The following is a 21192-nucleotide window of genomic DNA, read 5'->3' as shown; positions in this document are numbered from 1 at the left end:
GGCCTCATTCAGGGCTGTACCATCCCTTGCCGCTCGCGTAAGTGACTGCAACAGGCCGGATTTCGATCGACCCCCACCCGGCGGCCGGGCACCGCTTCGCCCACGACAGGGCGGCGTCCAGGTCCGGCACATCGATGACGAAGACCCCGCCGAGGCGTTCCTTGGTGTCGGCGAACGGCCCGTCCTGGATCCTCGGCTCGCCGTCGCGCGCGGTGAAGGTGGTCGACGCGACGGCCGATTGCAGGACCTGCGTGCCGATCAGCACGCCGGCAGCGTCGAGATCGTCGGCGTACTTGGCGAACGCCGCCCGCGCGGGCGCCATGTCCTCGGTGGTCAGCCCGAGTTCGCCGCCCTCCTGGTAGTGCATGAGCAGGCAGTACTGCATGATGATGCCCCTTTCTTCACTCTTTCGTCGATGGCTTCACCCCTAATGACGATTGAGGCCACGTCCGATCGACACCACAATGCAATGCATGCCCCGAACATTCGAAGATCTGGTGGCCGAAGCCGACGCGGTCAACGTCGACGGCTGGGACTTCTCCTGGCTCGACGGCCGCGCGACGGAGGAACGGCCGTCGTGGGGCTTCCAGCGGCTGCTGAGCGGCCGCCTCGCGGCGGTGTCGGCCGCGCTGGACATCCACACCGGAGGGGGCGAGGTGCTGGCGGGTGCGGGCCCGTTCCCGCCCACCATGGCGGCCATCGAGACGTGGCCGCCGAACGCGGCGCTGGCGACCAAACGCCTGCATCCGCTCGGCGTGGTGCTCGTGCGGATGCGGGACGAGCCGCCGCTGCCGTTCGCCGACGACGCGTTCGACCTGGTGACCACCCGTCATCCGATCTCGGTGTGGTGGAACGAGATCCTGCGGGTGCTCCGGCCCGGCGGCACCTACTTCGCGCAGCACATCGGGCCCGCCACCATGGGCGAGCTGGTCGAGTACTTCATCGGGCCGCAGCCCGAGAAGTGGGCCGAGTTCCACCCGGACGCGGTGCGCGCGCAGGTGCAGGCAGCCGGCCTGGAGGTGGTGGACCTGCGGATGGAGCGGCTGCGCGCCGAGTTCTTCGACATCGGCGCCGTCGTCTACTTCCTGCGCAAGGTGGTGTGGACGGTGCCGGACTTCACCGTCGAACGCTATCGGGACCGGCTGGCCGAACTGCACGAGCGGATCGAGGCCGAAGGGTCCTTCGTCGCGCACCCGACGCGGGTGCTGGTCGACGTCCGCAAGCCCGGCTGATCAGCCCTCGTCACGCAGCACGTCCAGCGCGTGCTGCAGGTCGGCCGGGTAGGGGCTGACGATCTCGATCCGCCGGCCGTCCGCAGGGTGGGCGAACGCCAGCGAGCGCGCGTGCAGCCATTGCCGTTCCAGCCCAAGCCTTTTCGCGAGTTTCGGGTCGGCGCCGTAGACGAGGTCGCCGCAGCACGGGTGATGCAGGGCGGAAAAGTGCACCCGGATCTGGTGGGTGCGCCCGGTCTCCAGGTGCACGTCGAGCAGGCTGGCGGCGACGTGGGCTTCCAGGGTGTCGTAGTGGGTGAGGCTGTGTCGGCCGTCCTTGGTGACCGCGAACTTCCATTCGCCGCCGCGGTGCCGCCCGATCGGCGCGTCGATCGTCCCGCTGGACGGATCCGGATGCCCCTGCACCAGCGCGTGGTAACGCTTGTCGACGGTGCGCTGCTTGAACGCGCGCTTGAGCACCGTGTAGGCGCGCTCGGACAGCGCCACCACCATCACCCCGGAGGTGCCGACGTCGAGGCGATGCACGATGCCCTGGCGCTCCGGCACGCCGGACGTGGTGATCCGGTAGCCCGCGGCGGCCAGGCCGCCGAGCACCGTGGGCCCGGACCACCCGACCGACGCGTGCGCGGCCACCGCCGCCGGTTTGTCGACCGCGACGATGTCGTCGTCGGAATACAGGATGGTCATGCCCTCGATGTCGACGGGCGTGTTTTCCGGCGGCGCCGGCGCGTCGGGCAGGCGCACGTGCAACCAGGCGCCGCCCGCCAGGCGGTCGGATTTGCCCGCTTGCACCCCGTCGAGTTCCACGCCGCCGTCCTCGGCCAGCGCCGCCGCCGCGGTCCGCGACAGCCCCAGCAGCCGCGACAGCCCGGCGTCGACGCGCATGCCCGCCAGTCCCTCCGGGACGGGCATCGAACGCTCCGTCATCGGTGCTGATCGGCCTTGCGCCGGGCCACGGCCTCGCCGTTGGGCTTCCGGCGGCCCACGGCGTCGAAGTCGTATCCGAAGACCGACAGCACCACCAGCAGGATGGCCCCGCCGACCACCGAGGGGTCGGCGACGTTGAACACCGGCCACCAGCCGACCGACAGAAAGTCCACGACGTGCCCGCGCAGCGGGCCGGGCGACCGGAAGAACCGATCGACCAGGTTGCCCATCGCGCCGCCGAGGATCATGCCGAGCCCGACCGCCCACCACGGCGACACCAGCCGACGACCCATCCAGAAGATGCCGGCCACCACGCCGGTCGCGATCAGCGTCAGGACCCAGGTATATCCGGTGGCCATCGAGAACGCCGCGCCCGAATTGCGCACCAGGGTCCACGTCACGGTGTCGCCGATGATCGACACCGGCTGGCCGGGGGGCAGCAGCCGGACGGCGAGCACCTTGGTCACGATGTCGAGGGTCAGCACCACCGCCGCGACCGACAGCAGCAGGCGCAGCCGCCGTGGCGGCCTGGCGGGTGCGGGTTCGGGCTCGGCCACCTCCCGGGCCGGTCCTGAGGGTTCGTCGGACACGTCACCATCATCCCCCAACCCCAAGGTGCGCGATGATGCCACCGTGGCTTATTCGAAGGGCCGGCTGACCGTCATCGCCACCGGAGGCACGATATCGACCGGCAAGGGCGCCGACGGGGTGCGCCGACCGGCCTACAGCGGCGCCGATCTCACTGCGCCCGTTAGCAAAGGCCTCGACGTCGACGTCGTCGACCTGCTGGCCCTCGACAGCTCCGAGCTGACCCCGGCCGATTGGGACCGCATCGGTGCCGCTGTGCGCGCGGCGATCGACGGCGGGGCCGACGGCGTGGTCGTCACCCACGGCACCGACACCATGGAAGAGAGCGCCCTGTGGCTGGACCTCACCCACGCGGGGGACGTCCCGGTCGTGCTCACCGGCGCCATGCGCAGCGCCGACGCCCCCGACGCCGACGGGCCGGCCAATCTGCGCGACGCGCTGGCGGTCGCGGCGGACCCGGCCGCCCGCGGCCTGGGGGTGCTGGTGTGTTTCGCCGGCCGGGTGCTGCAGCCGTTGGGCTTGCACAAGGTCGCCACCGAGGATCTGAGCGGCTTCGCCGGCGAACTGGTCGGCAGGGTGGAAGGCCGCGGCGTGACGCTGACCGGCCCCAAGACCCGCCCGTTTCTCGGCGATCTCGGGGCCGCGGCCGCGCCCCGGGTCGACATCGTCGCGGCATACCTGGGGAGTGACTCGGTGGCGCTGGACGCCTGCGTGGCCGCCGGCGCGCGGGGCGTCGTGCTGGAGGCGCTGGGTTCGGGCAACGCCGGCGCGGCGGTCGTCGAGGGGGTGCGCCGGCACTGCCGAGACGGTGTGGTCGTCGCGGTGTCCACCCGGGTCCCGGGCGGGCGGGTCGGCGCGAGTTACGGTCCCGGCCACGACATGGCCGCCGCCGGCGCGGTGATGGTGCCGCGGCTGCGCCCGCCGCAGGCGCGGGTGCTGATGATGGCCGCGCTGGCCGCGGGGCTACCCGTCGCCGACGTCGTCGACCGCTGGGGTTAGCAGCGCGTCGGCCTGCAGGCCACCGAGATAGTCGGGCCAGTCCAGGGAGTCGACCGGGTTGGCGCCGGTGAGGTCGTCGGTGTCGGCGGGAAACGTGCGCGCCTGGCCCGGGCCGGAGCCGCGGGTCTCGAAGCGCACCGTCACCACACCGTGGCCAGCGCCCTGCACCCAGCCGTGCCCGAGTTCGCGGTGCGCTATGTCATCTCCGATCCGCCACGGCGACGCCTCCTCAGTCGCCGGCGCGAACATTGCCTCGGTCGCGGTCTCGATGTGCTGCGGGTCGGAGGCCTCCCCCGACAACTCGAGGTCGGGGAACAGCGACTCCTGACGGACGTCGCTCAACCCCGAAAACCCCACGCCGAGAAGGCGAATCGGCCCGATCTCGCGGGGGTCGAGCAGCAGCCGGCGGGCCACCGCGGTGAGCGCGCCGGGCTCGGTGGTCGCGTAGGGCAGCGTCGCCGAGCGGGTCAGCGTGCTCATGTCGGACTTCTTCAGCTTCACCGTGACCGTGCGCGCGCCGCGGCCGTCGCGCAGCAGGCGCTGGTGCGCGTGCTCGGCGATCGGGTCGATCGCGTCGCGCAGTTGCTCGAGGCTGGTCAGGTCGGCGGCGAAGGTCGACTCGGCGCTGATCTGCTTGGCCACCGCACGCTCGGCGACGGGGCGGTCGTCGATGCCGCGGGCCAGGCGGTGCAGCGCCGGCCCGACCGTCGCGCCCAGGATATTGGCCACCTCGGCGTCGGTCAGCGCGGCCAGCTCACCGATGGTCTCGATGCCCAGCCGATTCAGCTTCTCCTCGGCGACCGGGCCGATCCCCCACAGCCGCCGCACCGGCAACCCGCCCAGCAGTGCTTGCTCCTCGGCACGCCGGACCACCCGCACCCCATCGGGTTTGGCCAGTCCGGACGCGATCTTGGCGATCTGCTTGCCCGAGCCCGCCCCGACCGACGCGACCAGGCCGGTCTCGTCGCGAATGCGCCGCCGCAATTCCTCGCAGAACGCCTCGACGTCCTCGGCCGGCGCCCCGGCGAGGTGCGGCGGCTCGCCGAAACCCTCGTCGACGGACAGCTGCTCGACGACCGGTACCAGGCCGCGCGCGGCGTCGAAGACCCGGCGGCTGGCCAGCCCGTAGACCACACCGCGCGGCGGCAGCACCACCGCGGTCACCCCGATCAGCCGGCGCGCCTGATGCATCGGCATGGCCGACCGGGCGCCGAACACGCGGGCCTCGTAACTGGCGCCGGCCACGACGCCCCGCCCACCCAGGCCGCCGACCAGCACCGGCCGCCCCCGCAGGGTCGGTCGGGTGAGTTGTTCGACGGAGGCGAAAAACGCGTCCATGTCCAGGTGCAGCACCCACCGGGACTCCACGCCTTCAAATGCTATTGGTCTACCGTCGTCGGGTATGGCAATGAACCTCGCGCATCGACGGATTTGCAGCTCGGACCGCTGGGCCAAGCAGGTGGAAGACGAGCTGCTGCCGTGGGCGCTGGCCGACGTGGACCTGGGCGACAACACCCTTGAGATCGGACCCGGTTACGGCGCGATTCTGCGGGTGCTGGTCGACAGGACGCCGAAACTGACCTCGGTGGAGATCGACACCCCGATGGCGCAGCGGCTGCAGCGGCTCTACGGCGATCGCGCGCGCATCATCAACGGCGACGGCACCAATACCGGGCTGCCCGACAACGAGTTCAGCTCGGTGGTGTCGTTCACGATGCTGCACCACGTCCCGACCGCCGAGCTGCAGGACCGGTTGTTCGCCGAGGCCTTCCGGGTGCTTCGACCCGGCGGCGTCTTCGCCGGCAGCGACAGCGTCACGTCGCTGCGGTTCCGCCTCCTGCACTTCCGCGACACCTGCAACACGGTGGCACCGGAAACCTTGCCGGATCGCCTGCGGGCGGCGGGTTTTCGCGATGTGCAGGTCGAGGTTCGCGGCGGCCGGCAGCGCTGGCGGGCGGTCAAGGGCGCCTGATGGACGACGCGTCGCCAACGCGATGGGCGCGACTACGCCGCCAATGGGCCGAGCGGCTGGAACCCGGTGAGCAGGCCACCGTGCTGGCCTGGGCGTCGTTCACCCTCACGTTCGCCGGGCTGCGCGGACTCACACATTGGATCCGCGCGGGCCACGGCCCGTCGGGTGGCGGCATGAACCTGGGCGGCAAGCACTTTCACCACTACAACATCGGTATCGGGATGCTGGCGACAGTGGCCGGCGTCGGTCTGCGGGGAACGGAAAAGCAGCGACGACATCCCGCGGCGGCGGTCGCATTCGGTGCCGCGAACGCGATGATTGTCGACGAGCTGGCCCTGCTGCTGGACCTCAAGGACGTCTACTGGGCTCAGGAGGGCCGCGAGAGCGTCGACGTCGCGGTCGGGGTCATCGCCACCGGCGCGACCGTCGTGGCGGGCATGCCGTTCTGGCCGCACGCCCACCGCGCGCTGCGCGACCGCTAGCTATCGAGCCGGGAACGCACAAGGGCGAGACCGGCTACAGACTCCGGCCTCGCCCTATGCCCAGCGTTTCACTTCTTTCCGGGGATCACCTGCGGGTGAAGCGGCTGCTGCTGGACCGGCTGCGGGTGCACGGGCTGCTGCTGAATCGGCTGCGGGTGGATCGGCTGCTGCTGGATCGGGTGCTGCTGGCAGGCAAGGCATTCGATCGGTCCGTGGCCGCCACCCTGCTGAGCGCCACCGCCCTGCTGCTGGCCACCACCCTGCTGCTGGCCACCGCCCTGCTGTTGGCCACCGCCCTGCTGCTGGCCACCCCCCTGCTGCTGACCGCCGCCCTGCGGCTGACCGCCGTCATGGTCCGTCGGCACGGGCACGGGGATGGGCACGGGTACCACCACCGGGGGGATGTTGACCGTCACGTTCGGCGGGGGCGGCGGCGTGCCGGGGTCGGCCGGCGCGGCGGGCGGGGTACCCGGGTCGGCGGGCGCGGCGACGACCGGCGCCGGTGCAGTCCACACGGGCGCGCTGCCACCGCCGACGGGTCCGCTCGGCAGTTGCGCGGCGTCGGGAGGCGTGGCGATGGACGGCGGCGCCGGCGCCACGGGCGGCGGCGCGACCGCGCTGGCCGACTGGGGCGTCACCGCACTGACGCTGGAGTTCGGCACGACGACGGCCGGCTTCTCCTGCTTCGAACCGGTCCCGTCGATGAGCATCATGCCGAGCCCGCCGACCACGCCGAGTCCGGCGATCACAGCCGCGGCGGCCAGGACGGTCGTTGCCCGCGAGCGCGGCTGCTGGGTCACGGTCGTGGGCGCGAAGTCCGCAAAATTCGCGGGCTCCGACAGGGATCCGTCCTCGATCGCCGGGTCACCCAGCGGGCTCGACGCCCACGCCTCGGCGACCGTCAGGTCCTCGTGCGGGATGGCGGCGAAGGTGGCGGACTGGAAGTCTTCGATGGTGCTCATGGTGTGTTCCTTTAACTGTGGTCGCGGCCCCCGTTGGGCCGCCGTCACAGGTAGGAGCAGCGAGCCCCGTCACCTCGGACACATTTTTGGAACTTTTTTTCGGACTTTTTTTCCAGCCCGGTCGGGCTCACGCCTTGGCGATGCTCACCCGCACGCCGTCGCCGATCTCCGAGCCGTCGGCGGGCTCGCCGAACTCGAAGCTGGTGGCCAGGATCTCCCCCGCGATCAGGTCGCGGTGCGTGTGCGCCCAGTCGGCGCGCTCGCCGGGCACCGACATCACCACGCTGATGCGGTCGGACACGTCCAGCCCCGTCGACTTGCGCAGCTCCTGCAGCTCGCGGATCCGGTCCTTGGCCCAACCCTCGGCCTCCAGCTCCGGGGTCACCGTGCCGTCGAGCACGACCAGACCGGAGCCGTCGGGCAGCGCCGCCGTGTAATCGGGGTCGGCGGCCACCAGCCGGGAGCTGTACTCCTCGGCCTGCAGCACAGCCGGGCCCGCCGTCAGGGTGCCATCGGGGTTGACGACGCCCTCGCCGGCCTTGACCGCCTTGATCGCGGCCTGCACGTCCTTGCCCAGCCGCGGCCCGGCCACCCGCGCGTTGACCGTCAGCTCGAACCGGCCGTATGTGTCGATCGCGTCGGTCAGTTCGACCCGCTTGACGTTGAGCTCGTCGGCGATCAGGTCCACAAACGGCTCGAGCCGCTGCGGGTCATCCACGGCCACGGTCAGTTTCGGCAACGGCAGGCGCACCCGCAGCTTCTTGGCCTTACGCAGCGACGACGCCGCCGAGCAGACTTCGCGGACCTGATCCATCGCGGCGACCAGGCCGGGATCGGCGGGCACCGCGTCCGCGTCCGGCCAATCGGTCAGGTGGACCGAGCGGCCGAAGGTCAGGCCTCGCCAGATGATCTCGGTGACCGACGGCAGCAACGGTGCGGCCAGGCGGGCGCTCACCTCCAGCACCGTGTGCAGCGTGTCGATGGCGTCGGCGTCTTCCTCCCAGAACCGCGAACGTGACCGCCGCACATACCAATTCGTCAGCGCCTCGGTGAACTGGCGCAGCTGCTCGCAGGCCCCCGAGATGTCACAGACGTCCATCGACTCGGTGAGGTCGTCGCGCAGCTCCGCCAGCTTGGCCAGGATGTAGCGGTCCAGCACGTTGGCCGAATCCGTTCGCCAATTACCGACTTTCGGCGCGTAGAGGGCCAGGAAGCTGTACGCGTTCCACAATGGCAGCAGCACCTGGCGCACGCCTTCGCGGATGCCCTGCTCGGTGACGATCAGGTTGCCCCCGCGCAAGATCGGCGAGGCCATCAGGAACCACCGCATCGCATCCGAGCCGTCGCGGTCGAACACCTCGGAAACGTCGGGGTAGTTGCGCAGCGACTTGCTCATCTTCTGCCCGTCGGAACCCAGCACAATCCCGTGCGCCACACAGGTTTTGAACGCGGGACGATCGAACAGCGCGGTGGCCAGCACGTGCAGGGTGTAGAACCAGCCGCGCGTCTGCCCGATGTATTCGACGATGAAGTCGCCCGGATAGTGGCCGTCAAACCAGTCGCGGTTCTCGAACGGGTAGTGCACCTGGGCATACGGCATCGAGCCCGAGTCGAACCACACGTCGAGCACGTCGGGGATGCGCCGCATCGTGCTGCGGCCCGTGGGGTCGTCGGGGTTGGGCCGGGTCAGCTCGTCGATGTAGGGCCGGTGCAGGTTGGTGGGCCGCACCCCGAAGTCGCGCTCCAGCTCGTCGAGGCTGCCGTACACGTCGATGCGGGGGTAGGCCGGGTCGTCGGACTTCCACACCGGAATCGGGCTGCCCCAGTAGCGGTTTCGGGAGATCGACCAGTCGCGCGCGCCCTGCAGCCACTTGCCGAACTGGCCGTCCTTGACGTGTTCGGGGTACCAGGTGATCTGCTGGTTCAGTTCCACCATGCGGTCGCGGAATTCGGTGACCGCGACGAACCACGACGACACCGCCCGATAGATCAGCGGGTTGCGGCAGCGCCAGCAGTGCGGATACGGGTGTTCGTAGGTCTCGTGGCGGACCAGCACCGCGCCGTTGGCCGCCACCGGGCCGCTGCCGTTCTTCAGGTCGCGGATGATGTTCGGGTTGGCGTCAAAAACGCGCTGCCCCTGGTAATCCGGGACCGTGGAGTCGAAGCGGCCCTTGGAGTCGACCGGGGTGGCCGGGGCGATGCCGGCCGCGTCGCAGACGGTCATGTCGTCCTCGCCGTAGGCCGGCGCCATGTGCACGATCCCGGTGCCGTCCTCGGTGGTGACGAAGTCACCGCGAAGCACCTGAAAAGCGTTGGCCGTGTCCATGAAGTAGGGGAACGGCGGAACATACCGCGTGCCCAGCAGGTCCGCGCCCCGGTACGTGCCCAGCGCCTCGGGCTCTTCGCCCAGCTCGCGGGCATACGCGGCCAGCCTCGCCCCGGCCAGCACGAAACGGCGCTCCCCCACCCGCACCTGCACGTACTCGACGTCCGGGTTGACGGCCACCGCCAGGTTCGACGGCAGGGTCCACGGCGTCGTCGTCCACACCAGCAGGAAGGCGCCGTCCAGCTCGCCGCCGACCACCTTGAAGCCCACGGTCAGAGCCGGGTCCTGGCGACTCTGGTAGACGTCGTCGTCCATCCGCAATTCGTGGTTGGACAACGGGGTTTCGTCGCGCCAGCAGTAGGGCAACACCCGATAGCCCTCGTAGGCCAGGCCCTTGTCCCACAGCTGTTTGAACGCCCAGATCACCGACTCCATGTAGCTGGGATCCAGCGTCTTGTAGTCATTGTCGAAGTCGACCCAGCGAGCCTGGCGCGTCACATACGCCCGCCACTCGTCGGTGTAGCGCAGCACCGATTCGCGGCACGCTTCGTTGAACGCGGCGATCCCCATGTCGTCGATCTGGGACTTGTCGTTGATGCCGAGCTGGCGTTCGACCTCGAGTTCCGCGGGCAGCCCGTGGGTGTCCCAGCCGAACCGGCGCTCCACCTTGTAGCCGCGCATGGTGCGATACCGCGGCACGATGTCTTTGACATAACCGGTGAGCAGGTGACCGTAGTGGGGCAGCCCGTTGGCGAACGGCGGCCCGTCGTAGAACACGTACTCCGGGGCGCCGTCGCGGCGGGCGATGCTGGCCCGGAAGGTGTCGTCGCGGGCCCAGTAGTCGAGAACCTCGCCTTCGAGCGCCGGGAAATCGGGCGCCCCGCCGGCCGGCTTCGGGTACGCCTTGACGTCCGCGTTCTCGGTCACGATCTGTGTCGTCTCCTGTGGCCTCGATACTCAGGCCGGGGACGACGACGCGCAAGGTGCGCGAGCGCCGCGGTACCACCCCGCTTGCCGCGCTCTCACGCGACCGCTCGATGAGGGCTGTGACGGGCCTACCCGTTCGGTTCTACTGGGCCTGCCGGCCGTTCTTCCGAAGGCTCCCCGGTGATCGCCGGATCGATGCCAGTGGCTCGATTCTACTCAAACCCCGCGCTCCAAGGGGCTACCTGGCCTCAGGGCAGGCCTGCGGCCGGGTAGCCCCTTGGAGCAAATAGAGCACCATCAGGCCCGGACTTCCAGCACACCCACCCGCCACAGCGCGGCGTACACGTGACGCACGCCGATGGCCAGGAAGTGGGCGGCGCCGTCCACCAGCGGATCGCTGATGACGACGGTCGTGCCCTTCTTGGGGGCGGGGGCGGGCGCGGGGGCCGGGGTCGTGTCGCGCACCACGGTCAGCTTGGGCGCGACGGTTACCACTTCGTCGTGCAGAACTGCGGTCATGATCGTCTCCTCGGAATCCAAACGAGCGGATGGAGTCAAAACAAGAGCTTTGATTGGACTGACGTGTCCCATCCCGTTGGGGTTCCGATCCGAGAACGCTTGGCCGGTAAGCCTATTAGCGTTGCGGCGACTCAGCCGAGAAGCGCCGGAGGTCGGATCGGGACGGAACACAGCCCGGACTTCGACCCGGACTATCGCTGGAACTCATGCGTCCCTCACCTCCTCGACGGTCACGACGCGCGTGCGGTTGCCCGCGCGATCCACGCGCACCAAAAGGAGTACAGGAACCGGCCAATGCCGGAGATCCGCACCCCTCTCGTCAGAGCTTTGGCACTACACGACGTGTCCGATTCCTCGGAAGCCACCTGGGCTCAACCCTTAAGCCGGGAGGAGCTGTCCTGACCCGGGGCGTCTTTGGACGTTCGGGGTCAGTGGCCTGTATTCGTGTAGACGCCTCACCTAACGAGGTGCATACGCGACCGATAATGCACGACCGCCACGACACGGTCAATGTGATCTGGTCGGTGTCGCCGAATCTTTATGCAGTCATTACGTGAACGCACAGGCGTTAACAAGCTGCGGGCGCGCTAGCCCCCGGCGCCCCGCGGGCGCAGCCCGTCCAGGACCAGCGCCACCACGAAATCGGCCACCTGAGCAGCGGTGACGTCGTCGTCGGTGCTCAGCCGCCGTTGCGCCAGCTGGCCGACCAGCGCCGCCAGCGTGTACGCCACCATGCGCGGCGGGGCGCTGACCACCTCGCCGCGCTCCTGGGCGGCGACGATGAAGCTTTCGATGTCGTCGATGAACCGCTCATAGATCCCGCCGAGATGTCTTTCGAAGCGCTCGCCCAGCGCGCACGGGTCGCGCAGGAGCAGCTTGACCGTCGCCTTGTCGGACTCGAAGAACTCCAGCGTCGCCCGCACCGCGACCCGAAGCGACTCCTCTCGCCCGACGTCGCGGGCCGGAACCCCCAGCGCCGCAACGACATGGGTGCGCAGCGCGCTCTCCTCGGCCGCCATCAACGCGTGGAACAGCTCGTCCTTGGAGTCGAAGTACCAATAGACCGAGCCGTAGGCCAGGCCGGCCCGCTTGGCGATGTCGGCGATCGTCGTCGCGTGAAACCCCTTGCGCGCGAACACTTCCTTGGCGGCCGACATGATCTGCTCGCGCCGCTGCGACTTGTCCTCGTCGCTGACCGCGCGGCGCCGGCGGGCCGCGCTGGTCACGTATCGACCAGGCCGTCGAGCCGGCCGATGGTGTCGATGAACTCCTCGACCATGTCGAGCACCACCGAGCGGGCGGGGCGGACCCGGTCGAGCGACCCGACCACCTGGCCGACGAAGTACGTCGCCAGCTCGCGCGCCTTTGACTCCGGATTGGTGGCGGCCTGGTTGATGCGCACCTGGGAGCCGGTGACCAGGGCGGTCTGCAGCGGCATGCCGAGCGGATCGGGGGTGTCCGGGCGCGCCCACTCGTCGGTCCAGGCGGTGCGCAGCATCCGCGCCGGTTTGCCGGTCATCGATCGGGAGCGCACCGTGTCCGAGGAGCTGGCCGCCAGGAACTTCTCCTTGACCACGGGAACCGTCTCGGCCTCCTCGGTGGTCAGCCACACCGAGCCGCACCAGACCCCCTCGGCCCCCAGTGCCAGGGCGGCGGCGACCTGGCGGCCGCGCGCGATCCCGCCGGCCGCCAGCACGGGCACCGGTGCCACGGCATCCACCACCTCGGGCACCAGCACCATGGTCGCCACCTCGCCGGTGTGGCCGCCCGCCTCGGTGCCCTGCGCGACGATCAGGTCGACGCCCGCGGCCGCATGCCGCCGCGCGTGCTGCGTGGTGCCGGCCAGCGCGGCCACCACGACGTCCCGGTCGTGGGCGCGCTGGACGAGGTCGGCGGGCGGCGGCCCGAGGGCGCTGGCGATCAGCCGGATGTCGTGCTCGAAGGTCACGTCGAGCAACGGCTCGTAGCCCTTGGGCGAGATGTTGAGGCCGCCGGACGACGCCCTGGGCTCCTCGGCGGGGGCCGCGACGCCGTAGCGGGACAGAATGTCCTCGACGAACGCGCGGTGCTCCTCGGGCAGCAGCTCGCGCGCCTGTTTGGCGTCGATGCCGCCCTGCTCGGCGCCGACGTACTTGGGCGGCAACAGCAGGTCGACGCCGTACGGCTTGCCGCCGGTCTGCTCCTCGATCCAGGTCAGCTCGTTGTGCAGGCGCTCGGGACTGTGCGCGACGGCGCCGAGGATGCCGAGCCCGCCCGCGTTGGTCACCGCGGCGACGACGTCGCGGCAGTGACTGAAGGCGCAGATCGGAAATTCAACGCCGAGCATCTCGGCGGCCCTGGTTCGCATCGCCCGACGCTAAGAGTTACTGACTGATAAGTCAATCGGTTAAGGCGACCGGCCGTCCGGCGGCCAGCTGGACACGCCCTCCTCCAACGGGACCTGGAGGCTGCGCAGGACCGACGAGACCATTCGCCACGCGCCGATGGCGGTGACAAGCTCGATGAGAACCACTGTGTCGCTGTGCAATTCGCGCTCGCACGCGGCCCAGCTCTCGTCGCTTACCGCGCCGTCGCGCACCACGTCGTCGGTGGCCGCCAGCACCGCGCGCTCGGCCGGCCCGAAGCCCTCATACGACCGCCAATCGCGCACGCCGAGCAGGTCGTCGGCGCTCACGCCCAGCCCCGACGCGACCCGCCAGTGCTGCGTCCACTCGTAATCGCACGCGGTGAGCCAGCCGATCCGCATGATGACCAGCTCGCGCAACCGCGGGTCCAGGCTGCCGTGCCAGAGCATGGTGGCCAGCAGGTCGTTGATGCCGCGCGCCAGCGGTGGATGGTTCAGCAGCACCTGGAAGATGCTGAGCTCCGCCATGTAGTCGGGCACCGCGGCCTCGTCGGCGGCGGCCTTGGCCACGTCAAGCGGCAGTCTGGGGACCCGGGCTCGCCCGATGGGTGGGGTCATGGTGTGAGCACTCCGTCCACTGGTGGACACCTCGCGTTCACCGGCAATGGTAGTCAGGAGCCGTCGGACCGACGGAAGCACGGACGAAAAGCCCGGAGCCCCAACACCGCAACGCCCGGCCGCCCGACGAAAACGGCGGTTCCGCCCCAAGGGGCCCCGCGCAGGCGTGTGCGAATGCCGTTGGCGCCCCGAGGGATACCGCGACGACGGCGGCGCCGGGCCGGCTCGTCCCGGTCGCGCCGCCCGGCCGTCGCCAGCGAATGAATTCAAAGCCCCGCCCGCCGTGATCGGCCCGTGATCGGTCCCCGGACGGCGCCCGCGCCGCTCCCCCGACGCCACGCGGCGCCTCGAACCGGGCACGGCAATCACGGCAAAGTATGAATCTCGACACAATTTCGGCAGGACTTAACTTGCAATCTTAAAGATTTCAGCGATTTGCCTGCGGAGTTTCGCAATAGCCCCTACCATGGCGTGATTACGCATCCTCGATGCAGCGCATCGGTGCGTCCAATTTTGGTCTCGGCCTCGGCCCCCGCGGGTCGGGCTGGTTGACGCCGCTCGCCAAGCTCGGCCCCGACAACGCCCCTCGTCGGCGCCGGTCCGGCCTGGTAAACGCCGGAGACCTTGTCGGACAGCGCCTCTGGCGGCGACGCCGGTGCGACGCAATGGGCGAATACCGTCCAAAAAGTATGCGTCTGGCCGGTTCCCCAAGCCCGGTGTCGACCGCCCCTGGCCTGCTCATTGTTAAATTTTTGTACGTTCGCACGATTTTTCCACGCGTGAGAAGCGGAGCCGCTACGCTTCGGATCGCGCCATGTTCTTACGGGTGGGCTTCGATCCGGGGGTCGGTGGGTTTTTTGCGCGTTACGACGGAGTTGCCAGCTCGCGCAAAAAAATTCGACGAGATTTCTCGAAGCCCAGATAAGAGCGAGCAGCAGTGATAGGAACTTGTGGATAGGCAAGGAGAGGTGAAGGACAGTGGATAAGGCAGGCGTGACTCCGGTTGCCGTCATCGGGATGGCATGCCGGCTGCCAGGGGGAATCAACTCACCTGACCTCTTTTGGGAAGCGTTGCTCCGCGGCGACGACCTTGTCAAGGAAATTCCCGCCGAACGCTGGGACGTCGACTACTACTACGACCCCGAGCCGGGCGTGCCGGGCCGGTCCGTCTGCAAGTGGGGCTCGTTCCTGGACAACGTCGGCGACTTCGACCCCGAGTTCTTCGGCATCACCGAAAAAGAAGCCACCGCGATGGATCCCCAGCACCGGTTGCTGATGGAAACCGCGTGGGAGGCCATGGAACATGCCGGCCTCACCAAAGACACCATGGCCGAGGAAACGGGCGTTTTCGTCGGATTGAACTACGGCGACTACCAATTCGTGCACGCCGCCACCGACGCCTTCGACGGACCGTACGGAAACCCCGGCACCATCTCCTGCATGGCCTCCGGGCGGATCGCCTACGCGCTCGGCCTGCACGGTCCCGCGGTCACGATCGACACCGCGTGCTCTTCCGGCCTGTTCGCGATCCACCAGGCCTGCCGCAGCCTCAACGACGGCGAGAGCAACCTCGCGTTCGCCGGTGGCGTCAACGTGATGATGGAGCCGCGCAGGTCCGCGTCCGCCTCGGCAGGAGGCATGCTGTCGGGCACCGGGCACTGCTACGCGTTCGACGTCAAGGCCGACGGCTTCGTCTCCGGCGAGGGCTGCGTGGTGCTGCTGCTCAAGCGGCTGACCGACGCGCAGCGCGACGGCGACCGGATCCTCGGTGTGATCCGCGCCACGGCCGCCAACCAGGACGGCCACACCATGAACATCGCGATGCCGTCCGGCGAGGCGCAGGCCGCGGTCTACCGCGCGGCGCTCGCGGCGGCCGGCGTCGACGCCGGCACCGTCGGCATGGTCGAGGCGCACGGCACGGGCACTTCCGTCGGCGACCCGATCGAATACGGCAGCCTGGCCGAGGTATACGGCATCGGCAACCCCTGCGTGCTCGGCGCCTCGAAGACGAACTTCGGGCACACCCAGGCGGCCGCCGGTGCGCTGGGGATGATGAAGGCGGTTCTCTCCGTCCAGCACGGTGTGGTCCCCAAGAACCTGCACTTCGAGAGCCTGCCCGACGAAATGGCCCGGATTGACACCGGATTGTTTGTGCCGCAAGAGATTACGCCGTGGCCGCTGAGCGGCGACCAGCCGCGGCGCGCGGCGGTGTCGGCGTACGGGATCTCCGGCACCAACGTGCACGCCATTGTCGAGGAGGCTCCCGAGCCCATTTCGCGCAACGGCGCGGCGACCCGCCCGGGCCGCGACGGCACCCTGCTGTTCCCGCTGTCGGCCACCTCGGACGACAGTCTGCGCGAAACCGCCGCCCGGCTGGCGGACTGGGTCGAGGCCCACGTCACCGAGGTGGCGGCGCCGGACCTGGCCTACACGCTCGCCCGCAAGCGCGGGCACCGCTCGGTGCGCACCACCGTGCTGGCCAGCGACACCCCGGAGCTGCTGGCGGCCCTGCGTGACGTCGCCAACGGTGACGCCCTGTTCCAGGAGGTCGTCGGCCAGGAGGAGCGCGGCCCGGTGTGGGTGTTCTCCGGCCAGGGTTCGCAGTGGGCCACCATGGGCACCGACCTGCTGGCCAACGAGCCCGCGTTCGCGGCGGCCATCGCCGAGATCGAGCCGCTGATCGCCCACGAGTCCGGGTTCTCCGTGACCGAGGCGCTGACCGCCCCCGAGAAGGTCACCGGCATCGACCGGGTGCAGCCGACGATCTTCGCGATGCAGGTCGCGCTGGCGGCCACGATGAAGTCCTACGGGGTCACCCCCGGCGCGGTGATCGGCCACTCGATGGGCGAGTCCGCGGCGGCCGTGGTCGCCGGGGCGCTGTCGCTCGAGGACGGGGTGCGGGTCATCTGCCGCCGGTCGCGGCTGATGACCAAGATCGCCGGCTCCGGCGCGATGGCGTCCGTGGAACTGCCTGCCCAGCAAGTGCTTTCGGAGCTGATGGCCCGCGGCGTCAACGACGCCGTGGTGGCCGTCGTCGCCTCGCCGCAGTCCACCGTCATCGGCGGCGCGACCGAGACGGTCCGCGAGCTGGTGGCGGTGTGGGAGCAGCGCGAGGTTATGGCCCGCGAGGTGGCCGTCGACGTGGCGTCGCATTCGCCGCAGGTCGACCCGATCCTCGACGAGCTCTACGACGTGCTGGCCGAGATCGAGCCGCTGACCCCGGAGGTCCCGTACTACTCGGCCACCTCGTTCGACCCGCGCGAGGAGCCCTACTGCGACGCCAACTACTGGGTCGACAACCTGCGCCACACGGTTCGGTTCTCGGCCGCGGTGCAGGCCGCCCTGGAAGACGGCTACCGCGTCTTCGGCGAGCTGTCGCCCCACCCGCTGCTGACCCACGCGGTCGACCAGACCGCCCGCAGCCTGGACATGACGGTGGCCGCGCTCGCCGCGATGCGGCGCGACCAGCCGCTGCCCCACGGCCTGCGCGGCTTGCTGGGCGACCTGTACGCCACCGGCGCCACGGTCGACTTCTCCGTGCTGTACCCGGGCGGGCACCTGGTCGACGCCCCGCTGCCCGCGTGGACGCACCGGTCGCTGCTGCTGAGCCGCGAGGGTCACAGCTCGCGCGCGCTGGCCTCCAGCGTCGCGGTGCACCCGCTGATGGGCCAGCACGTGCGCCTGCCCGAGGAGCCGGAGCGCCACGTCTGGCAGGCCGACATCGGCACGGCGACGCTGCCCTGGCTGGCCGACCACCAGGTGCACGGCACGGCCACGCTGCCCGGTGCGGCCTACTGCGAGATGGCGCTGGCCGCGGCGCGCACCGTCTTCGGTGACGCATCCGAGGTTCGCGACGTCCGCTTCGAACAGATGCTGATGCTCGACGAGGAAACTCAGATCAGCCTCACCGCCACCGCGGAGGCGCCCGGCACGCTCACCTTCGCCGTGGAAACCAACGAGGACGGCGTGCAGGCACGACGCGCGTCGGCCGTGTTGCATGACGTCGACGACGAAGACGTGCCGGCCGCGCAGGACATCGACGAGCTGCTGGAAGCGCACCCGAGCCGGCTGGAGGGCAGCGACCTCCGCGACGCGATGGACCTGTGCGGCATCCAGTACGGCCCGGCCTTCACCGGGCTGGCCGGCGCGCACACCGCCGAGGGAACCGGCACCACGGTGCTGGCCGAGATCGGGCTGCCCAGCGTGATCCGGACGCAGCAGACGAACTACGGGGTGCACCCGGCGCTGCTGGACGCCTGCTTCCAGTCGGTCGCCGCGCACCCCAGCGTCGCGAACGCCAGCCTGGGCGGCCTGCTGTTGCCGCTCGGCGTCCGCCGGCTTCGGGTCCACGGCCCCGTCAGCACCGCCCGCTACTGCTACTCGCGGGTGACCGCGGCGAGCGGCGGAGCCATCGAGGCCGACCTCGACGTGCTGGACAAGCACGGAACCGTCCTGCTGACCGTCCGCGGGCTGCAGATGGGCACCGGCGTCTCGCCCAGCGGCGAGCGGGCCAAGGTGATGGCCGAGCGCCTACTGACCGTGGAATGGCAGCAACGCCAGCTGCCCGAGGCCCCCGCCGCCGAGACCGGCGCGTGGCTGCTGATCAGCACCTCCGACGCCGCCGACCTGGTGGCCACGGCGCTCACCGACGCGATGAAGCTGCACGACGCGGAAGCCAAGACGCTGTCCTGGCCGCAGCAGGCCGACCACCAGGCCATCGCCGGGCGGCTGCGCGACGAGGTCGAAAAGGGCGAATTCGCCGGCGTGGTCGTGGTCACCGAGCCGAAGAACGGCAACCCGGACGACGAAAGCGCCGTGCGTGGCGGTGATTTGGTGCACCACGTGGTGCGCATCGCCCGCGAGCTGCCGGAACTCCAGGGCGAGTCGCCCCGGTTGTTCGTGGTCACCCGCAACGCCCAAAAGGTGTTGTCGGAGGACGTTCCCAACCTCGACCAGGGCGGCCTGCGCGGCCTGCTGCGGGTGATCGGTGCCGAGCACCCGCACCTGCACACCACCCACATCGACGTCGACGAGCAGACCGGCGCCGAGCAGGTGGTGCGCCAGCTGCTGATGACGGGCCCCGGAGAGGACGAGACGGCCTGGCGCAACGACGAGTGGTACAGCGCGCGCCTGTGCCCCACCCCGCTGCGTCCCGAAGAGCGGCTGTCCACCGTCGTCGAGCACGAGACCGCCGGCATGCGCATGCAGATCCGCACGCCGGGTGACCTGCAGACGATGGAGTTCGCCGCGTTCGACCGGGTTCCGCCGGGACCGGGTCAGATCGAGGTGGCGGTCACCGCGTCGAGCATCAACTTCGCCGACGTGCTGAACGCGTTCGGCCGCTACCAGAGCCTCGACAACATCCTGCCCCAGCTGGGCACGGACTTCGCGGGCGTGGTCACGGCCGTCGGACCCGACGTCACCAACCACAAGGTCGGCGACCACGTCGGCGGCATGTCCCCCAACGGCTGCTGGGCCACGTACGTCACCTGCGACGCGCGCCTGGCCACCACGCTGCCCGAGGGGCTCAGCGACGCGCAGGCGGCCGCGGTCACCACCGCGCACGCCACCGCCTGGTACGGGCTGAACGAACTGGCCCGCATCCAGGCCGGCGACAAGGTGCTGATCCACTCCGGCACCGGCGGGGTCGGGCAGGCGGCCATCGCCATCGCCCGCGCCGCGGGGGCCGAGATCTTCGCCACGGCCGGCAGTGAGCAGCGCCGACAGCTGTTGCGGGACATGGGAATCGAGCATGTCTACGACTCGCGCTCCGTCGAGTTCGCCGACGCGATCCGGCGCGACACCGACGGCTACGGCGTGGACATCGTGCTCAACTCGGTGACCGGCGCCGCGCAGCTGGCCGGGATCAAACTGCTCGCGCTGGGTGGGCGGTTCGTCGAGATCGGCAAGCGCGACATCTACGGGGACACCAAGCTGGGTCTCTTCCCGTTCCGTCGCAACCTGGCGTTCTGGGGCGTCGACCTCGGGCTGATGTCCGTGAGCCACCCCAGTCAGGTCAGCCAGGTCCTGAGCACCGTCTACCGGTTGACCGCCGAGGGCGCGCTGCCGATGCCCGAGAGCACGCACTACCCGCTCTCCGAGGCGGCCACCGCGATTCGCGTGATGAGCGCGGCCGAGCACACCGGCAAGCTCATCCTCGACATCCCGCGGGCCGGTAGCAGCAGCGTGGTGTTGCCGCCGGAGCAGGCGCCGGTCTTCCGGCGCGACGGCTCGTACATCATCACGGGTGGCCTCGGTGGCCTCGGGCTGTTCCTGGCCGAGAAGATGGCCGCGGCCGGGGCGGGCCGGATCGTGCTCACCTCGCGTTCCGAGCCCTCGCAGAAGGCGCTTGAAACGATCGAGCTCGTCCGAGCGATAGGTTCTGACGTGACCGTGGAGTGCGGCGACATCGCCCAGGCAGACGTCGCCGCGCGATTGGTGGCCACGGCGACCGCCACGGGCCTGCCGCTGCGGGGCGTGCTGCACGCGGCCGCGGTGGTCGAGGACGCCACCCTGACCAACATCACCGATGAGCTGATCGACCGCGACTGGGCGCCGAAGGTGTACGGCGCGTGGAACCTGCACGAGGCCACCGCATCCGCGGACCTGGACTGGTTCTGCTCGTTCTCGTCGGCGGCGGCCCTGCTGGGCTCGCCGGGTCAGGGTGCCTACGCCGCTGCCAACAGCTGGCTGGACGCCTTCACCCACTGGCGGCGCGCGCAGGGCCTGCCGGCCACGGCGATCGCCTGGGGTGCCTGGGGCGAGATCGGCCGCGGTGCGGACTTCGCCGAGGGCAGCGGCGCCGCGATCGCTCCCGACGAGGGCGCCTACGCGTTCGAGGCGCTGCTGCGCCACGACCGGGCGTACACGGGCTACAGCCCGCTCATCGGGACGCCGTGGATCGCGTCCTTCGCGGAACGCAGCAAGTTCCTCGAGATGTTCAAGTCGGCCGGCGAAAAGCGTTCGGGCTCAAGCAAACTGCGCGCCGAGCTGTCCGACCTGCCGCTCGACGAGTGGCCCACCCGGCTGCGGCGCCTGCTCTCCGAGCAGATCGGCCTGATCCTGCGCCGCAACATCGACGTGGACCACCCGCTTTCCGAGTACGGCCTCGACTCGCTGGGCAATCTCGAATTGCGCACGCACATCGAGGCGCAGACGGGGGTACGCATCACCTCAGCCGACATCACCACGGTGCGCGGCTTGGCGGATCACCTGTTTTCGAAGCTGGCTCCTAAGGAGGACGCTGCGGCACCCGCGTGAGATAGGTCCTACGTCAAAGTCGACTGCACTGCTTAG

15 protein-coding genes and 1 riboswitch are annotated in these 21192 nt (G+C 70.0%); of the genes, 5 read left to right on the top strand and 10 right to left on the bottom strand.

The genetic code is table 11. From position 1 onward, the window contains the following. Window positions 1–4: 4 nt before the first annotated feature. Entirely contained in the window at window positions 5–385 is a 381-nt protein-coding gene (locus AC5Y7V_RS22560) for a YciI family protein (protein ID WP_499882249.1), read from the bottom strand. Window positions 386–473: 88 nt separating this feature from the next. Here AC5Y7V_RS22560 and AC5Y7V_RS22555 point away from each other — a divergent pair, with 88 nt between their 5' ends. Next, on the top strand, window positions 474–1232 hold the full coding sequence (locus AC5Y7V_RS22555; RefSeq protein WP_499882248.1) for a class I SAM-dependent methyltransferase: 759 nt from the start codon (window positions 474–476) through the stop codon (window positions 1230–1232). On the opposite strand, the gene AC5Y7V_RS22550 is transcribed toward AC5Y7V_RS22555, so the two are convergent. Beyond that, window positions 1233–2159: an RluA family pseudouridine synthase gene (locus tag AC5Y7V_RS22550; RefSeq protein ID WP_499882247.1), complete on the bottom strand. Its 927-nt coding sequence runs from the start codon at window positions 2157–2159 to the stop codon at window positions 1233–1235. It lies immediately after the preceding gene. After that, the gene (lspA, locus tag AC5Y7V_RS22545) at window positions 2156–2749 is read right to left on the bottom strand and encodes a signal peptidase II (protein WP_499882246.1); all 594 of its coding nucleotides are present in this window, start codon (window positions 2747–2749) and stop codon (window positions 2156–2158) included. Before lspA ends, AC5Y7V_RS22550 begins: the two co-directional genes overlap by 4 nt. Before the next feature lie 43 nt (window positions 2750–2792). Here lspA and AC5Y7V_RS22540 point away from each other — a divergent pair, with 43 nt between their 5' ends. Continuing rightward, the gene (locus tag AC5Y7V_RS22540; protein ID WP_499882245.1) at window positions 2793–3746 is read left to right on the top strand and encodes an asparaginase; all 954 of its coding nucleotides are present in this window, start codon (window positions 2793–2795) and stop codon (window positions 3744–3746) included. Here the strand turns inward: AC5Y7V_RS22540 and AC5Y7V_RS22535 are convergent. After that, entirely contained in the window at window positions 3711–5114 is a 1404-nt protein-coding gene (locus AC5Y7V_RS22535; RefSeq protein ID WP_499882244.1) for a DNA polymerase IV, read from the bottom strand. The two genes, AC5Y7V_RS22540 and AC5Y7V_RS22535, sit on opposite strands and share 36 nt — an antisense overlap. Before the next feature lie 34 nt (window positions 5115–5148). On the opposite strand from AC5Y7V_RS22535, the gene AC5Y7V_RS22530 reads away from it, so the two are divergent. Both AC5Y7V_RS22530 and AC5Y7V_RS22525 read left to right on the top strand, forming a co-directional pair. After that, complete coding sequence (locus AC5Y7V_RS22530) at window positions 5149–5718, top strand: class I SAM-dependent methyltransferase (RefSeq protein WP_499882243.1); 570 nt, start codon at window positions 5149–5151, stop codon at window positions 5716–5718. After that, window positions 5718–6200 carry a hypothetical protein gene (locus AC5Y7V_RS22525; protein WP_499882242.1) on the top strand — a complete coding sequence of 161 codons (483 nt, stop codon included), beginning with the start codon at window positions 5718–5720 and terminating at the stop codon, window positions 6198–6200. Before AC5Y7V_RS22530 ends, AC5Y7V_RS22525 begins: the two co-directional genes overlap by 1 nt. A gap of 68 nt (window positions 6201–6268) precedes the next feature. Here AC5Y7V_RS22525 and AC5Y7V_RS22520 read toward each other — a convergent pair whose 3' ends face one another. The 6 genes from AC5Y7V_RS22520 to AC5Y7V_RS22495 all read right to left on the bottom strand — a co-directional run bounded on the left by AC5Y7V_RS22520 (window position 6269) and on the right by AC5Y7V_RS22495 (window position 13884). Continuing rightward, window positions 6269–7162: a hypothetical protein gene (locus tag AC5Y7V_RS22520; RefSeq protein WP_499882241.1), complete on the bottom strand. Its 894-nt coding sequence runs from the start codon at window positions 7160–7162 to the stop codon at window positions 6269–6271. 127 nt (window positions 7163–7289) lie between these two features. Next, a complete protein-coding gene (gene ileS / locus AC5Y7V_RS22515; protein ID WP_499882240.1) occupies window positions 7290–10415 on the bottom strand; it encodes an isoleucine--tRNA ligase in 3126 nt (1041 codons plus the stop codon). Window positions 10416–10712: 297 nt separating this feature from the next. Beyond that, window positions 10713–10934, bottom strand: coding sequence for an Rv1535 family protein (locus AC5Y7V_RS22510; protein ID WP_499882239.1), 222 nt, complete (start codon window positions 10932–10934; stop codon window positions 10713–10715). A gap of 304 nt (window positions 10935–11238) precedes the next feature. Then, window positions 11239–11408, bottom strand: a riboswitch (M-box (ykoK) riboswitch). Window positions 11409–11521: 113 nt separating this feature from the next. Then, window positions 11522–12160 (bottom strand): TetR/AcrR family transcriptional regulator, encoded by a 639-nt coding sequence (locus tag AC5Y7V_RS22505; RefSeq protein ID WP_499882238.1) that lies wholly within the window; start codon window positions 12158–12160, stop codon window positions 11522–11524. After that, window positions 12157–13281, bottom strand: a complete 1125-nt coding sequence (locus AC5Y7V_RS22500) for an NAD(P)H-dependent flavin oxidoreductase (protein WP_499882237.1) — start codon at window positions 13279–13281, stop codon at window positions 12157–12159. The genes AC5Y7V_RS22505 and AC5Y7V_RS22500 overlap by 4 nt, the downstream gene beginning before the upstream one ends. A gap of 39 nt (window positions 13282–13320) precedes the next feature. Then, the gene (locus AC5Y7V_RS22495; protein WP_499882352.1) at window positions 13321–13884 is read right to left on the bottom strand and encodes a carboxymuconolactone decarboxylase family protein; all 564 of its coding nucleotides are present in this window, start codon (window positions 13882–13884) and stop codon (window positions 13321–13323) included. A 990-nt stretch (window positions 13885–14874) separates the two neighbouring features. On the opposite strand from AC5Y7V_RS22495, the gene pks2 reads away from it, so the two are divergent. Continuing rightward, on the top strand, window positions 14875–21156 hold the full coding sequence (gene pks2, locus AC5Y7V_RS22490) for a sulfolipid-1 biosynthesis phthioceranic/hydroxyphthioceranic acid synthase (protein ID WP_499882236.1): 6282 nt from the start codon (window positions 14875–14877) through the stop codon (window positions 21154–21156). Window positions 21157–21192: the final 36 nt, after the last annotated feature.

Source organism: Mycobacterium sp. NGS34, from assembly GCF_059812845.1.
The sequence above is the reverse complement of the archived record's forward strand: the minus strand, read 5'-3'. Positions and strand labels throughout refer to the sequence as shown.